At 70.6% G+C, this 14294-nt stretch carries 15 protein-coding genes and 2 pseudogenes; 9 read left to right on the top strand and 8 right to left on the bottom strand.

Annotated elements, in window-relative coordinates:
• From JAN01S_RS14950 to JAN01S_RS16740, 6 genes and pseudogenes are all read left to right on the top strand, one after another.
• Positions 1 to 661: DUF1365 domain-containing protein (locus JAN01S_RS14950; RefSeq protein ID WP_068319404.1), on the top strand; the 661-nt coding region annotated here is incomplete at its 5' end.
• Positions 658 to 1920: an SAM-dependent methyltransferase gene (locus JAN01S_RS14945; protein WP_068319402.1), complete on the top strand. Its 1263-nt coding sequence runs from the start codon at positions 658 to 660 to the stop codon at positions 1918 to 1920. The genes JAN01S_RS14950 and JAN01S_RS14945, both read left to right, overlap by 4 nt.
• Positions 1917 to 2669 (top strand): SDR family NAD(P)-dependent oxidoreductase, encoded by a 753-nt coding sequence (locus JAN01S_RS14940; RefSeq protein ID WP_068319399.1) that lies wholly within the window; start codon positions 1917 to 1919, stop codon positions 2667 to 2669. Before JAN01S_RS14945 ends, JAN01S_RS14940 begins: the two co-directional genes overlap by 4 nt.
• Positions 2666 to 3388, top strand: coding sequence for a CPBP family intramembrane glutamic endopeptidase (locus JAN01S_RS14935; protein WP_068319406.1), 723 nt, complete (start codon positions 2666 to 2668; stop codon positions 3386 to 3388). The genes JAN01S_RS14940 and JAN01S_RS14935 overlap by 4 nt, the downstream gene beginning before the upstream one ends.
• Before the next feature lie 4 nt (positions 3389 to 3392).
• Positions 3393 to 4826, top strand: coding sequence for a tryptophan-rich sensory protein (locus tag JAN01S_RS14930; protein ID WP_068319398.1), 1434 nt, complete (start codon positions 3393 to 3395; stop codon positions 4824 to 4826).
• Positions 4765 to 6273 (top strand): annotated as a pseudogene (locus tag JAN01S_RS16740) (M20/M25/M40 family metallo-hydrolase); the annotation flags it as partial. The gene JAN01S_RS14930 and the pseudogene JAN01S_RS16740, both read left to right, overlap by 62 nt.
• 335 nt (positions 6274 to 6608) lie before the next feature.
• On the opposite strand, the gene JAN01S_RS14910 reads toward JAN01S_RS16740, so the two are convergent.
• The 5 genes from JAN01S_RS14910 to JAN01S_RS17695 form a co-directional block, all read right to left on the bottom strand.
• Entirely contained in the window at positions 6609 to 7325 is a 717-nt protein-coding gene (locus tag JAN01S_RS14910) for a hypothetical protein (protein WP_068319394.1), read from the bottom strand.
• 359 nt (positions 7326 to 7684) lie between these two features.
• Entirely contained in the window at positions 7685 to 8353 is a 669-nt protein-coding gene (locus JAN01S_RS14905; RefSeq protein ID WP_157075789.1) for a DUF6318 family protein, read from the bottom strand.
• 254 nt (positions 8354 to 8607) lie between these two features.
• Positions 8608 to 9447, bottom strand: coding sequence for an urea carboxylase-associated family protein (locus tag JAN01S_RS14900; RefSeq protein WP_068319392.1), 840 nt, complete (start codon positions 9445 to 9447; stop codon positions 8608 to 8610).
• A gap of 8 nt (positions 9448 to 9455) precedes the next feature.
• A complete protein-coding gene (locus tag JAN01S_RS14895) occupies positions 9456 to 9647 on the bottom strand; it encodes a hypothetical protein (RefSeq protein WP_068319391.1) in 192 nt (63 codons plus the stop codon).
• 308 nt (positions 9648 to 9955) lie between these two features.
• On the bottom strand, positions 9956 to 10084 hold the full coding sequence (locus tag JAN01S_RS17695) for a hypothetical protein (protein WP_280513191.1): 129 nt from the start codon (positions 10082 to 10084) through the stop codon (positions 9956 to 9958).
• A 117-nt stretch (positions 10085 to 10201) separates the two neighbouring features.
• Here JAN01S_RS17695 and JAN01S_RS14890 point away from each other — a divergent pair, with 117 nt between their 5' ends.
• Positions 10202 to 11266: an NADH:flavin oxidoreductase gene (locus JAN01S_RS14890; protein ID WP_068319390.1), complete on the top strand. Its 1065-nt coding sequence runs from the start codon at positions 10202 to 10204 to the stop codon at positions 11264 to 11266.
• Here the strand turns inward: JAN01S_RS14890 and JAN01S_RS14885 are convergent.
• Positions 11230 to 11679, bottom strand: a complete 450-nt coding sequence (locus JAN01S_RS14885; RefSeq protein WP_157075788.1) for a hypothetical protein — start codon at positions 11677 to 11679, stop codon at positions 11230 to 11232. The two genes, JAN01S_RS14890 and JAN01S_RS14885, sit on opposite strands and share 37 nt — an antisense overlap.
• A gap of 96 nt (positions 11680 to 11775) precedes the next feature.
• Entirely contained in the window at positions 11776 to 12186 is a 411-nt protein-coding gene (locus tag JAN01S_RS14880; RefSeq protein WP_068319388.1) for a DUF6157 family protein, read from the bottom strand.
• 74 nt (positions 12187 to 12260) lie between these two features.
• On the opposite strand from JAN01S_RS14880, the gene JAN01S_RS14875 reads away from it, so the two are divergent.
• Positions 12261 to 13109 (top strand): helix-turn-helix domain-containing protein, encoded by an 849-nt coding sequence (locus JAN01S_RS14875; RefSeq protein ID WP_068319387.1) that lies wholly within the window; start codon positions 12261 to 12263, stop codon positions 13107 to 13109.
• A gap of 146 nt (positions 13110 to 13255) precedes the next feature.
• Positions 13256 to 14038: a hypothetical protein gene (locus JAN01S_RS16970; RefSeq protein ID WP_157075787.1), complete on the top strand. Its 783-nt coding sequence runs from the start codon at positions 13256 to 13258 to the stop codon at positions 14036 to 14038.
• A gap of 18 nt (positions 14039 to 14056) precedes the next feature.
• Here the strand turns inward: JAN01S_RS16970 and JAN01S_RS14860 are convergent.
• Positions 14057 to 14294 (bottom strand): annotated as a pseudogene (locus JAN01S_RS14860) (NAD-dependent epimerase); the annotation flags it as partial.

Here is a 14294-nt window from a genome sequence, read left to right as displayed (position 1 = left end):
CCGCCACTACCAGTGGCTCGTCGACGTCGACGACCTGCCGCGGCACCGCGGGCCCTTGCGGGCGCTGACCCGCATCGAGGCCCGCGACCACCTCGACGGCGGTCGTCTCGGCGGTGGGATCCGCGGCGACCTCGAGCGCTTCCTCGCCCACCGCGGCGTGCAGCTCGAGGCCGACGACCGGGTCGTCATGCTCGCGCACGCGCGGGTGCTCGGGCACGTCTTCGACCCGCTCACCGTGTACTGGTGCCTCGCGCCCGACGGGCGACTGCGGGCCTGCGTCTTCGAGGTGCACAACACCTACGGCGAGCGGCACGCCTACCTGCTCGACGTCGACGCGAGCGGTCGCGCGCGGACGGACAAGGCCTTCTACGTCTCGCCGTTCAACGACACCGAGGGGGAGTACGCGGTCTCGCTGCGGCTCGACCCCGAGCGGGTCACCGTGACCGTCGGCCTCGACCGCGACGGCGCCCGGGTGCTCACCGCGACGACGACCGGTGTGCCGCGTGCGGCGACGGACGCCGCGGTCGTGGGCACCGCCCTTCGCCATCTGCTCATGACCTGGCGCGTCAGCGCGCTCATCCGCATCCACGGCATCCGGCTGTGGACGCGACGCCTGCCCATCCAGCCCCGCACTCCACACCCACAGGAGCACGTCCGATGACCACAGCCCCCGCCCTCGACCAGCCGCTGTGCCTGCGGCGCCCCTCCCTGCGCCCGTGGTGCCTGCGGGCCCACCTGGCCCGCCCGATCCTCGCCGCCGTCCTGCGGCGGGCGCCGGTGCGGGTGACGATGCCCGACGGCACCTGGCTCGGTGGTGCCGGTGACGACCCGGCCGCGCCGACGCTGCGCATCCTGCGGCCGACCGCGCTCTTCGAGCGGATGGCCCACCACCCGAAGATCGGGCTCGGCGAGGGCTACATGGCCGGTGACTGGGACGCCGCGCCCGGGACCGACCTGGCCGACGCGCTGCTGCCCTTCGCCCAGCGGATGACGACCCTCGTGCCCCCGGGACTGGCCCGGTGGCGGCGGGTCGTCGACCGGCGCATCCCGACCTCGACGCGCAACACGCTCCTCGGGTCGCGGACCAACATCGAGGCGCACTACGACCTGAGCAATGAGCTCTTCGAGGCCTTCCTCGACGAGACGCTCAGCTACAGCTCCGCGCTCTTCGACCGCTCGCGGCCGCTCGCGGAGCAGAGCCTCGAGGAGGCCCAGGCGGCGAAGATCGAGGCGGTCCTCGACACCGCCGGGGTGTGCGAGGGCTCGCGCGTCCTCGAGATCGGGACCGGCTGGGGGTCGCTCGCGATCGCCGCCGCACGCCGGGGCGCGCAGGTCACGACGATCACGCTGTCGCGGGAGCAGGCCGAGCTGGCCAGGGAGCGCATCGCGGCCGCTGGCCTGGCCGACCGGATCTCCGTGCGGCTCCAGGACTACCGCGAGGTGCAGGGGCAGTTCGACGCGATCGTCAGCGTCGAGATGATCGAGGCGGTCGGTGAGGAGTACTGGCCGACCTACTTCCGCGCGATCGACGACCTGCTCGCGCCCGGAGGGGCCGCCGCGATCCAGGCGATCCTCATGTCGCACGAGCGCTACCTCGCGACGCGACGCTCCTACGGGTGGATCCAGAAGCACATCTTCCCCGGCGGGCTCATCCCGTCGGCCGAGGCGATCGAGGAGACGACCGCCCAGCACACCACGTTGCGGGTGACGTCGACGAGCCGCTTCGGCCGCGACTACGCCGAGACGCTGCGGCGGTGGCGGCAGACCTTCCTCGCCGAGTGGCCGCGGATCGCGGGGGCGGGCTTCGACGAGACCTTCCGCCGACGGTGGGAGTTCTACCTCGCGTACTGCGAGGCGGGCTTCGCCGCCGACTACCTCGACGTGGCGCAGATCCGGCTCGAGCGGGGGGTGGCGGCATGAGCAGCCTCGTCGGGCAGCGGATCTGGGTCGTCGGCGCCTCGAGCGGCATCGGCGCGACCCTCGCGGAGGAGCTGCACCGGCGCGGGGCGATCATCGCGATCAGCGCCCGCCGGGTGGAGCGGCTCGAGGAGGTCTCGCAGGGTCGCTTCGCGACCGTGACGCTCGACGTCACCGACGCCGAGGAGACGCGGCGCGCGGCCGACGAGGTGCGCGCCGCCATCGGACCCATCGACACCGTCGTCCACGCCGCGGGGTACTGGCACACCTACACGGCCGACGAGTGGTTGCCCGAGGAGTTCGACAAGCACGTGGCGGTCAACCTCATCGGGCTGGGCAACGTCATCTCGGCGACCCTGCCGCAGATGGTCGCCGCCCGCCACGGGCACCTCGTGGGCATCGCCTCGGTCGCCGGCTACCGGGGGCTGTCCGGGTCGGAGGCGTACGGTGCGACCAAGGCGGCACAGATCAACCTGCTGCAGTCCATGCGGGCCTCGCTCGCGAAGAAGGACGTCCGGGTCACCACGGTCTGCCCGGGCTTCGTGCGCACCGAGATGACCGAGACCAATTCCTTCCCCATGCCCTTCATCATCGAACCCGAGGAGGCGGCCATGTGGATCGCCGACGGGATCGAGGAGGACAAGGTGGAGGTCGTCTTCCCCCGCCGCATGGCGGTGACGATGAAGGTCGCCCGGCTGCTGCCCGAGCGCGTGTGGACGACGATCACGGCCAGGCTGGCCCGCTCCTCGTGACGCTCCGCCCCGTCCGGGAGCTGCGGGCCTTCGTCGCGGCCGCGCTCGTCGAGCCGGTGCCGCGCGACCACGCGGAGAGCCCGGCGGTGCTGCGTCGGCGGCAGCTCGTCACGCTCGTGACGCTGGTCGTCGGGGCCGTCGTGCTCGGCGTGACGCTGCGGATCGAGCCGGGCGACGACCGCTTCTACGTCGGCGGACTCGTGCTGGCGCTCGTCTGGGCCGTCGGGGGACTGGCGGCCGGCCGGCTGCACGTCGGGTGGGCGCACACGCGTGAGGAGGGCTTGGCCCGTCCGGTGGTCCAGCCGGTCGCGCTCGCGGTGCTCATGGTGGCGCTCTTCCTCGCAGGGGCCGTCGTCGTGGGGGCCGTGCCGTGGCTCGCCGAGCGGGTCGACGACGTGCTCGACCACGCCCGCTACGGCTCGCTGCCGCTCGTCTGGGCGATCACCGTCGTCACCGGGGTCGCCGAGGAGCTCTTCTTCCGCGGGGCGCTCTTCGCCGCGGTGCAGCGGCACGCCGTCGCCGTGACGACCGTCGTCTACGGGCTGGTCACCGCGGCGACCGGCAACCTCATGCTCACCTTCGCCGCGCTCCTGCTCGGCCTGCTCACCGGTGCCCAGCGCCGGGTCACCGGCGGCGTGCTCGCGCCGATCATCACGCACGTCATCTGGTCCAGCTCGATGCTCTTCCTCCTGCCATCCACTCTCGACCTCCTGAGGTGAACCCATGACCACGTCCGCGGACACTCCCTTCGCCCCCGGCAGCGAACCCGGGACGGCGCTCGTCACCGGCGCCACCGGCTACATCGGTGGGTTGCTCGTGCCGCGCCTGCTCGACGAGGGTTGGACCGTGCGCGTGCTCTCCCGGTCCGAGGCGAGGGTGCGCGAGCACGACTGGGGTGCACGGGTCGACGTCGTCGAGGGTGACGTGGGGGAGGTGCAGGACGTGCGGCGCGCCCTCGACGGGGTCGACGTCGCGTACTACCTCGTGCACTCGATGGACGGCGGGGGCGACCTGGCGCGGCGCGACCGGCGGCTCGCCGAGGGCTTCGCGGGTGCGGCGGCCGTCGCCGGGGTCGATCGCATCGTCTACCTCGGCGGGCTGCACCCCGAGGGCGCGGACCTGTCGGTACACCTGGCCTCCCGGGTCGAGGTGGGTGAGGTCTTCCTCGAGTCGCCGGTGCCGGCTGCGGTGCTGCAGGCGGCGGTCGTGCTGGGGGACGGGTCGGTCTCCTTCGACATGCTGCGCTACCTCACCGAGCGGCTGCCCGTCATGATCGCGCCCAAGTGGCTGCGCAACCGGATCCAGCCGATCGCCGTCGACGACGCGCTGCACTACCTCGTGGGGGCAGCGCGGCTGCCGGCGGAGGTCAACCGCAGCTTCGACATCGGTGGTCCGGAGGTGCTGACGTACGAGCAGATGATCCAGCGCTTCGCCGCGGTGACCGGGCTGCGACGCCGGGTGGTCCTGGGGGTCCCGGTGCTCACGCCGTGGCTGGCGAGCCACTGGGTGGGGCTCGTGACGCCGGTGCCCGAGGACGTCGCCAAGCCGCTCGTCGGCAGCCTCGTGCACGAGGTGGTGCGGCGCGAGCACGATCTCGACGAGCTCGTGGGTCTGCCCGACGGTGGGCTCGTGGGGTTCGACGACGCGGTGCGGCGGGCGATGCGCGGCACGCGTCCGGACCACGCGCTGCGGGACGTGCTGACGGTGACGGCCGCGACGGTGGCGAGCGCCGGACTCGGGACGCTCGCGACCCAGCCGGACAGCCGGTGGTACCGCTCGCTGGACCTGCCGTCGTGGCAGCCGCCGAAGCTCGCCTTCCCCCTCGTCTGGACCCCGCTGTACCTCGACATCGCCGCGACGTCGATCGCGACGCTCACGCGGCTCGAGGACGAGGGGCGGGCCGAGGAGGCGGCTCGGTACCGGAGGGCGCTGTGGACCAACCTCGTGCTCAACACGGGGTGGAGCGTTGTCTTCTGGCGGGTGCGTCGACCGGCCCTGGCGGCGGGTGAGGCGGTCGTGCTCGCGGCCAGCTCGGCCGACCTGGCCAGGCGGGCCGGGGCGGCCGGTGGTCGGGTGCGGTGGGCGCTCCTGCCGTATGCCGCCTGGACTGCCTTCGCCGCGGTGCTGTCGACGGCGATCGCGCGGCGCAACAGGTAGGCGGGTCAGGGGCAGGTCAGGGGGTGGTCGCGGCCGGGTCAGGTTGTGCGGAGCGCCCGGCCGCCGGTCGCGAAGGGGGCACCGCTCGCCTCACTACCGAGCGGTCACCCTTGGGGCGCAATGGTGCTCGGCGAAAGCCTGCGCGGACCACCGACAAAGGAGTCGTCCCATGCACAACCCATCCGACGAGACCCCCCGCCCACTGCCGCGCCGCGCCTTCCTCGGAGGCGTGGGCGTCGCCGTCGTGGGGGTCGCCACCGCCCAGGGCACCGGTGCCTTCGCTCGCTCGTCCTCCCCTTCGTCCAATCTGACCGGAGCGGCGATCCCCGCCGCCGACATGGATCCGCTGGACCTGCTCAAGCGGATGCTGTCGTACGACACGCAGAACCACGGCGAGGGCGGCAACACCCGGCCGCACGCCGAGATGCTCAAGGCGGTGTGGGAGCGGGCCGGTGTGCCCGTGGAGATCATCGACACGCCGCAGCCGGACAATGTCCACCTCATCGCACGGATCCCCGGGACGGGGGCGGAGGAGCCGCTGCTCATCCTCGGCCACTCGGACGTCGTGCCGGTGGAGGAGGAGAACTGGGACGTCGACCCCTTCGCCGGGGAGGTCGTCGACGGCGAGATCTACGGCCGCGGAGCGCTGGACATGAAGGGCGCCAACTCGGCGATGATCAGCGCGCTGCTGCGGCACCTCGACGAGGGAGCCGAGTTGGACCGCGACATCATCGTGCTCACCGACTGCGACGAGGAAGCAGGTAGCTACGGGTCGCGGTGGCTGGCGGAGAACCACTGGGACAAGATCGACGCCGGGAGCGTGCTGACCGAGGGCGGGTGGTTCCTCGCGCAGAGCGACAAGACCACGCCGATGGTCATCACCGCCACGCGCCAGGACAACGTGTATTTCAACCTCGACCTCGTCGCCACGGGCACGGCCACGCACTCGTCGAAGCCGATGCCGGACGACTCCGCGATCGTCAAGGTGTCGCGGGCGATCAGCGAGCTGGGGGACTGGTCGGCGCCGGTGCACCTGACCGACGTGACGCGGGAGTACTTCTCGGCGCTCGCCGACGCGACGAGTGACGCCGGCTTCGCCAAGGCGATCCGGCTGATGCTCAAGGCGAAGAGCCAGCGCTCGCGTGAGCGCGCGGCCCGGCTCGTCGAGCGGCTGTCGGACTACCCGTACCTGCACCGGGCGCTGCTGCGCACCACGCACGCCTTCGTCATCCAAGAGTCGGGATACAAGGAAAACGTCATCCCGAGCGAGGGCACGACCCGCGTCAACTGCCGCGGCATCCCCGGCGGTGAGAAGCCGCGTGAGTTCGTCGCCGCGGTCCGCGAGCTGCTCAAGGACCGTGACGTCGAGGTCGTGGTCGTGGGCAACGACGGGGAGAGCGAGGAGGAGGCGCTCGCCCGGCTCGACGAGACGTGGGAGACGCCGCCGGCCGACCTCGACACGGACCTGTGGCGCGCGCTGTCCGACGCGTCCGAGGCGACGTACGAGGACACGCCGTTCACTCCCGCGCTCTTCGAGGCCGGGACGAGCCTTGGGGCCGTGGCGGGCGAAGGGAGTGCCCGGATACGGCGTGTACCCGTACGTCATCAGCAACGAACAGCTGATCGGGATGCACGGCAACAACGAGCGGATCTTCGTCGAGGCGCTCGAGCAGGGCACGGACTACATGTACGAGGTCTTCGGGGCCTTCCGCACCGACGGCTGAGGTGTTTTGGCGGGTGCCGGCGAGCGAAGGGAGCGCGCCGGCACCTTTTGCGGTCGGGTCAGCCCTCGTCGCTGACCAGGCGGGTCTTGGTGCCAAGGACCTGGAGGGTGTCGACCGGCTCGTCCTGCAGGTCGGCAGTGGTGGCGATGTCCTGCCACGGGCCGCCGTTGACGCGGTACTCGCCGGTGAGGCGGGCATCGACCTTGATGTCCATGTCGCCGGTGCCCTTGTACGTGTGGGTGACGTCGCCCTCGGGGTAGGAGCCGCCGGTGCTGGTGGTCCACTCGGAAGTGGTGCCGTCGCCGAAGTCATAGCGGTAGTCCTGGGCGGCGACCTTGAAGTCGATCGTCCAGGACAGCAGCTTGACGGGCTTGCTGATCTCGCCCGGCTGCAGGCCGCTGTTGTCGGGCCAGTCGGCCGCGTAGAAGGTCTTGAGGTTCTTGAGGGTCTTCATTCCCTTGGGCTCGACCGAGATGGAGGGCTTGCTGAAGGGGAGCTCGCGGAAGGCCGTCTGGATCTGGGCGAGGGTGGGGACCGGGGGAGGCTCGATAGTCACGGTGCCGCCTCCGGCTCCGGGCAGCGTGATCGTGGTCGGCGGTCCACAGGTCAGGCCGTGGTAGATCCACGGGCCACCGTCGACCTGAATCCAGGACAGTGTGGGAGGTTCGAAGGCCGCCGCGCCTCCTGCGGCGGTCAGGCAGGCCGTGCGACCCTGCCGGCACTGCTCGAGGGACATGTCCGTGCAGCCTTCGGTGCGGATCTCGACCTTGGGCATGTCCTTGGAAGCATTCTTGATATTTGGTGTCTGGGCTCGGTCGCTGGGTGCCTTGGGCCCGTCAGGGCGTGTGGAACTTACCGAGTCGGCAGTGGACGGGTTCCCATGCGCTGGTGACCCCGAAACGTCTCGACCGGTAGCGGCACGGGCTCCGATGCCTTGATTGCTCATCTCTCCACCCGGCGGGGGCTCGGTCGTCGTGGTCGGTGGAGGTGGCGACGAAGGCGGTGGAGGTGGCGACGTCGAAGACGGCGGAGTCGTGGGCTCGGCCTGAAGAGTCGAGCTGAAAGCTAGGAACGTCATCAGCAGGAGACAGGCCGCGGCAGCCGCCCCTAGGGCCCTTCCCGCTTTGAAGTTGCTCACTGGATTCTCACTGAGTCGCGAATGACCCAGTGGCCCTTTTCCCATTGAGTGTTCGTCGTGAGCGTGTACGAGACCGCGTCAGCTGTCCGACCGGCTGAGCCATCCTTAAGAACCTCGTGATACTGGGCAGCGTCGACCGTCAAAGTCACCTTGTAGCCCCCATCTGAGCGTTCAGAGGCCGAAAGGTCGCGCACCTTGTTCGGGTTGATGTTCATCTTGGTGCCCTTTGCGGCGTTGGCCTCCGTAATGCGCACATACTCATCGCACGGGGCGCAATTCGACGAGTACTCCTTGATGGTTGCCGTCTCACCAGTCTTGAGAGCTTCCCCCATCTGGAGCTCGAAGAATTCGTTGAAGGCGATAGCGCCTTCCTTCGTCTGTTCCTGGGCCGCATCGGGGAGTGGTGCCACGTCGCCGCTGCTGGAGGACTCACTGCTCGACTGCGTGCTGGAACTGCTGGGCTGGGCCGTCGAGGTGGAAGCAGAGGACTTTGTGTCACCGGGCAGGGGGGAGACGGTGCTCGACGAGGTCGGGTCGACAGGCTCGTCCTCACCGCACGCGGTCAGACCGCCGGTGACGAGGGCCGCGGCGGCCAGGACTGCTGCTCCACGCGTGAACTGCACGATCTTCGCTTTCGTCGACGGCGGGGCGCGTCCGTTGGTCACCCCCCAAGAACGTCGACAACGCTAGCGATTTCTGGCGACTTCGCATCTCGACTGTCCACAGGCCCTACCGGGACGGCGTGTCGTACTGCAGTTCGGTGTCAGAGGACCCCGGGGGCCGCCATTCCTCGTTGGTCCCTTGATGAACTGCAGTACGACACGCTGGGGCGTCCGTGGTTGGTGCCGAGTCTGGGGCTTCGAGGCTCGGCCAGCGTTGGCCTCGAGGCTCCTTCGTCGCACCTCGGCCAGCGTCGAGATCAGGCCCAGGGGCGGGCGGCGAGGCCGTGGTCCCGGGAGTACGCAGCCCGCTGCGGTGACTCCCAGCCGGCCAGGGCCTCATCCGGCACCTTGTACACCTCGATGCCGAGCGGGCGGCAGACCGCCTCCGTGTCACCGGCCTCAGGACCGAACATCGGCACTGAGAGATCCCCACCCGGGCAGGTCGACAGCGCCGCGAGGATGTCGATCTCGGCGAAGAACTCGAAGTAGTCACCCTGCTTCGCCGGGCAGGTCTTCATGAAGTACTGGTCCTGCTCGTTCAGCCCCGTGCACTGGAAGACGTTGAGCACGTCGTGCACGTCGAACTCCGTCAGGTGCCACGGCCGCACCGCGCGGGTGAGGTTGGAGTGGCAGTGGTAGTCGAAGGGCGCGTCGTTGAGCATCTGGTTGACGTAGGGGTCGCACCGGGTGCCGAGCAGGTCGTGGACGCGCCCCCCTTCGTCGTCGACGCCGTAGTCCGCCAGCGAGTCGCCGGTGATCGTCACGAGCGGACGGAGGAAGGGCAGGGTCGACCAGAGCCGGTCGAAGACCGACACGTGCGCCGCCTGCAGCTGCCGGGTGCGGGAGGCCCACAGGCGCTCGCGGGGGTCGTGGAGGTTCCACAGGTTGAGGTCAGCGACCTGCGGGCCCTCGATGGTGACGATCCGGCAGACGTGCCCGGTCGGCACCTCCCACGCCCGACCACTCCGGATCGGGATGGTGAAGGAATCGACGAGCTCACGCCCTTCGGTCATCGAACCGATCCGGCCGTACAGCTCGCGGTCGACGTCGAGGGGGCCGCCGGGGTCGGACTGGTAGGCGGCTTCGGTGAGGTTCATCAGGGCTCCTAACGGTGGGTGGTCTGTCGGCGGACCAGGTCGAGGACCGCCAGCTCGGAGTCGCGCAGGTAGTCGCGCAGGAGGTGCTCGGCGCCGGCACGGTCGCCGTCGGCGAGGTGCTCCCAGATCTCGCGGTCGCGCGGACCCCAGGGGCGCTGGAAGGAACTCGCCTCGTCCGCGGCGTGGAAGGCCAGCCGCAATCGCCACCGTCCTCGGCGTCCTGATCTTCCTCGTGGTCACCGGGCTGGCGCTCTACCAGTTCGCAGACATCCTCGGGATGCTGCCGGAGTAGGTCGGGGGTCTCGGGGGCTTCGAGGCTCGGCCGCGGGCGGCCTCGCACCTCAGCCAGCGTAGGCGCGGGCGGCCTCGCACCTCAGCCAGCGTAGGCGCCGGCGGCCTCGCACGTCAGCCAGCGTAGGCGCCGGCGGCCTCGCACGTCAGCCAGCGAAGGCGTGGGGGTTGCGGGCATCGCCCCACCGGTGGCGTCGGTGGGGCGAAGGGAGCTTCGTCAGCGGGGTGGTTGCTTGACGTGTGTCGGGCCGGTCATGAGCACCCGCTCGACCCACGCCATCACGAAGGGGAGCCCCGCCACGGAGACGAGGCCGACGACCGTCACGACGGTCCAAGAGAGATCCATGCCTTCACCGTGACACCGATACATGCCGCGGGCACTCCGACTGGCTCGTGTCCTGCGGTCGTCACCAGATCTTGACCTTCGTGCGGCGCTGCGACGGCGCCTTGCGAGGATGGCGCCATGACCCTCCATGACCGCCTCGACCTGGCCCACGGTCCCGCCTGGGCCAACCGGCTCGCCCTCGCCCCGCTCACCAACACCCAGAGCCACGCGGACGGCACGCTGTCGCAGGACGAGTACCGCTGGCTCGTGGCCCGGGCCGAAGGAGGGTTCGGCCTGACGATGACCTGCGCGACCTACGTGGCGCCCGCGGGGCAGGCCTGGGCGGGTCAGCTCGGGATCAGCGACGAGAGGCACCTGGAGGGCCTGACCCGCCTGGCCGACGGCATCCGCGCCGCCGGCAGCGTCTCGTCCGTCCAGCTGCACCATGCCGGCCGCCGTGCCGACTCGGACGTCACCGGCATACCCACTGTCGCGCCGTGGGACGACCCGGACAAGGGGACGCGTGCTCTGTCCACGGGGGAGGTGCAGCAGGCGGTCGAAGACTTCGTCGTCGGGGCGCAGCGGGCGGAGCGGTCCGGTTTCGACGGCGTGGAGGTGCACGGCGCGCACGGCTACCTCATCTGCCAGTTCCTCGACGGACGCCACAACCATCGCACCGACGGCTACGGCGGGTCGCTCGAGGACCGCTCGCGGATGCTCTTCGAGGTCCTCCGCGGGATCCGCGAGCGCACGGGCCCCGACTTCCAGGTCGGGCTCCGGCTCACCCCGCAGGGCAACGGCATCGTCCTCGACGAAGGCGTCGCCGTCGCCCAGCAGGTCCTCGACTCCGGGCTCGTCGACTACCTCGACATGTCGCTGTGGGACGCCTTCCTGACCGTCGACGACGAGGGCGACCTGCTCATCGACGCCTTCACCGACCTCGAGCGCGGCGACACGCGGCTGGGTGTGGCGGGCAAGATCCGCTCCGCGCAGCAGGCGCGCTGGTGCCTGTCGAAGGGGGCCGACTTCGTCGACATCGGCCGCGCGGCGATCGTGCACCACGACTTCCCGAAGCGCTCCGCCGACGACCACGCCTTCGCCATGGCGCCGCTGCCGGTGACCCGCGAGCACCTGCACCGCGAGCGGGTCAGCGAGACCTTCGTCGACTACCTCGACGCGGGGTGGCCGGACTTCGTCGCCTGACGGACGGTGGCCCACGCGGTCCCCAGGGCTGCCGGAACGAGCACCAGCACGGTGGCGAGCACGATCGCCAGGCCGATGACCGTCAGCAGCGGCATCTCCGCCCCGTAGCTGCCCGGTGCGACCAGCCCGGCCGTCACGTAGCCGGCGGCCGCGATGGCGCTGACGAGGCCCCACCTCACGAGGACGAGCCAGCTGCTCGGTGACCGGCGGGTGTCGCGGGCCGCCCAGACGAAGGCAGTGCCACAGACGAGCCCGAGGACGAGCAGGGCACCCAGCGCGACGGCCCGCAGGCCTCCACCGACGAGGGAGAGGACCAGGGCGATCGCGACCGCCACGAGCGCTAGAACAGCGGCGCGCAAAAGGATCGAGGCGAGCTGACCTGCAGCTCCGGGGGAGTCCTGGTGGTCGGTCACGCGCCCACCGTAGAGGGACGACGTGGGTCGAGGTGCTGAGGCCGTCCGCGGTCGAAGCCTTGAGACCCGCCACCCGGTGCACCGCACTTGAGTAGGTCAGGCGCGCTTCGAGCGCATCGCCTTGAGCTGCTTGGTGTCGGGGTCCGCGGCGATGGCCGCGTACTCGTCCGAACCGAGCGGCACGAGAGCCACCCGCCCTTCGCCGTCGTGGTGGATGCCCCAGCCGTACCTCTTGCCCAGCGGTGACGAGCGCAGGCAGGCCTGGTCCTTGGCGAAGAAGGCCTCCCGCGCACTCGAGCGATCGGCTTCGGGGACCTCCTGCCGGATGGCGTGCACCTCGAAGAGCACGTCGTCGCTCGTGAGCTCGTAGGGACGCTCGGCGAGGAGGGAGTGCTGCAGGGCCGCCACCGTCGGGCCCTTGGCGCCGACCGGCGGCGGCTCGGCCTCGTCGACCGGGCAGTCGTCGGCCACCTGGATGAATGTACCGGTGTAGTTCGTGCTTCCCATAGCGGCAGCCTCACAGCACCGGCCGACGTGGGATAGAACAAAATCGACACCGGCCGAAGGGGGAGAGTGGAGACATGAGCGTCGGCGGCGGGGAGGAACGACCGATCGCGCACACAGAGCGGTCCGGTGTGCTCTACCCCGATCGGCTCGAGCGGTATGCCGCCGGGTGGATCGACCCGGACCCGGGGGTGTCGGCCGTCGTCGACCAGTACTGGCACGTGTCGTGGGACCTGGAGCCTGACGAGGCGCTCGACCAGCCGATCATCGACCTGCCCGCCGTGACCGTGACGCTCGAGACCGGGTCGGAGCGCAGCGAGTTGCTCGTCACCGGGGTGCACGGCCGTGCGTGGCGGCGCACCGTCCGTGGGAGCGGGGACGTCTTCGCGATCCGTCTGCGCCCCGCGGGTCTGGCGGTGCTCAGTGACCTCACTCCCAAGCACCTGGCGGACACCGTCGTGTCGTTGACGCCCGAGCTGGATCCGCGGCTGCACCGGACCATGGGTGCGATCGCCACCGCCGCGGACCCGGTCGCTCGAGCACGGGCCGCCGACCGTGCGATCGAGCAGGCGCTGACCGACCGGGTCCCGTCCGCGGCAGGCCTGCTGGCCAACGCCGTGTTGGACGAGCTGCGTGCGCGGGTGCACCACCGGACCGGTGCCACGCTGGCCGAGCGCTTCGCGACCAGCGAGCGCACGCTTCAACGTGCCTGCACCGAGACGCTCGGGCACGGTCCCAAGTGGCTCAGCCGTCGCGTCCGCCTCCAGGAGGTGGCCCTCGCCCTGACCCGCCCCGGTGCCGAGCTCGGTGCCATCGCCGCGGAGCTGGGCTACGCCGACCAGTCGCACCTGACCCGGGACTTCCGTCGCGCGACGGGCCTGACCCCCGAGGGCTACCGCCGACAGCTGCGCGCGCCCAGGAGTTGAACGACGCGGGTGCGGAGCCCTCTTCGCCATCGCGGTGACCCCGGACCCGGTCTGGACTGGGTCACGGTCCTTGCATCGGGCGTCCCCACGGGGCAGCGTGGTGACGCGTCGCGACAGGGGGTCGCGGCACGAAGGGGGCACACATCATGCGACGCAGCATCACCTGGATCACCATCCCGCTCATGGCGGTGGGTCTGACGGCCTGCGGGTCCGGCGACCCGAGCGAGCCGGAGACGACGACCATGACGTCGACCGCGTCCTCCCAGACCACGACGACGCACGAGTCCACGACGACCACCACGAGCAGTGGTGAGCCGACCACGACGTCAGCGGAACCGACGACATCCACGAGTTCGGCACCGTCGTCGTCGAGCACCAGTGACGGTGACGCGACGGGCGGCGGGGCCACCGAGATCGCCACGGTCTGGGTGGACGACAGCTGGACCGTGGAGCAGGTCAAGGAGGACCTGTGCGAGACGGGTGGCCTGACCGAGTCCTCGTTCTCCGAGCAGGACGAGCTCTTCACCTGTGGCCCGACCGCGGCGAACGTCAAGGCGTGCACGTACGAGGACGGCGGCAAGACCACCTGCATCACCGACCCGCGCGGGCAGATGGCGATCCGCTTCACCTCACCGACGGTCGACAACTGGGACGGTCAGATGCGCGAGCGCGACACCGGACCGATCCCGATGTACGTCGAGCTCGACGACGGTGTGAAGTGCTCGGTCCTCTCGCACGACCACGGCAAGCACTGGAACAACCGGTTCAGCTGGTACGGCTGCGAGGACGACTCCGAGCTGCTGACCCAGGAGACGATCGAGGGCACCTTCGACGACGACTCCGACGCCTGGACGGTGCAGCGGTCGGTCGACGGGAGCAAGCCGACGCAGACCGCGGTCACGCGAGCGGTCTACGCCGGGACGCGGTGACGTCGGCCCTCCGGCGCGTCAGTGGGCGACGGTGAACCGCTGGCGCGGGTGCTTGCGCTGCTCGATCTCGTCGACGAACGCGAGGGCGAAGTCGGTGCCGGAGATCTCCGACGTCCCGTCCTCCGTCGTCACGAGCTCGTCGCCGCCCAGGCGGTAGCTGCCGGTGGTCTCGCCGGGGGCGAAGGCGCCGAAGAGTGCTGCGGGGGAGACGTAGAACCAGTCCAGCTCATCGGGAGCATCGGAGCGAAGGGCGTCA

This window comes from Janibacter anophelis NBRC 107843, from assembly GCF_001570945.1.
Classification (GTDB): Bacteria; Actinomycetota; Actinomycetes; order Actinomycetales; family Dermatophilaceae; genus Janibacter; species Janibacter anophelis.
This window is presented reverse-complemented; position numbering and strand designations above follow the sequence as displayed.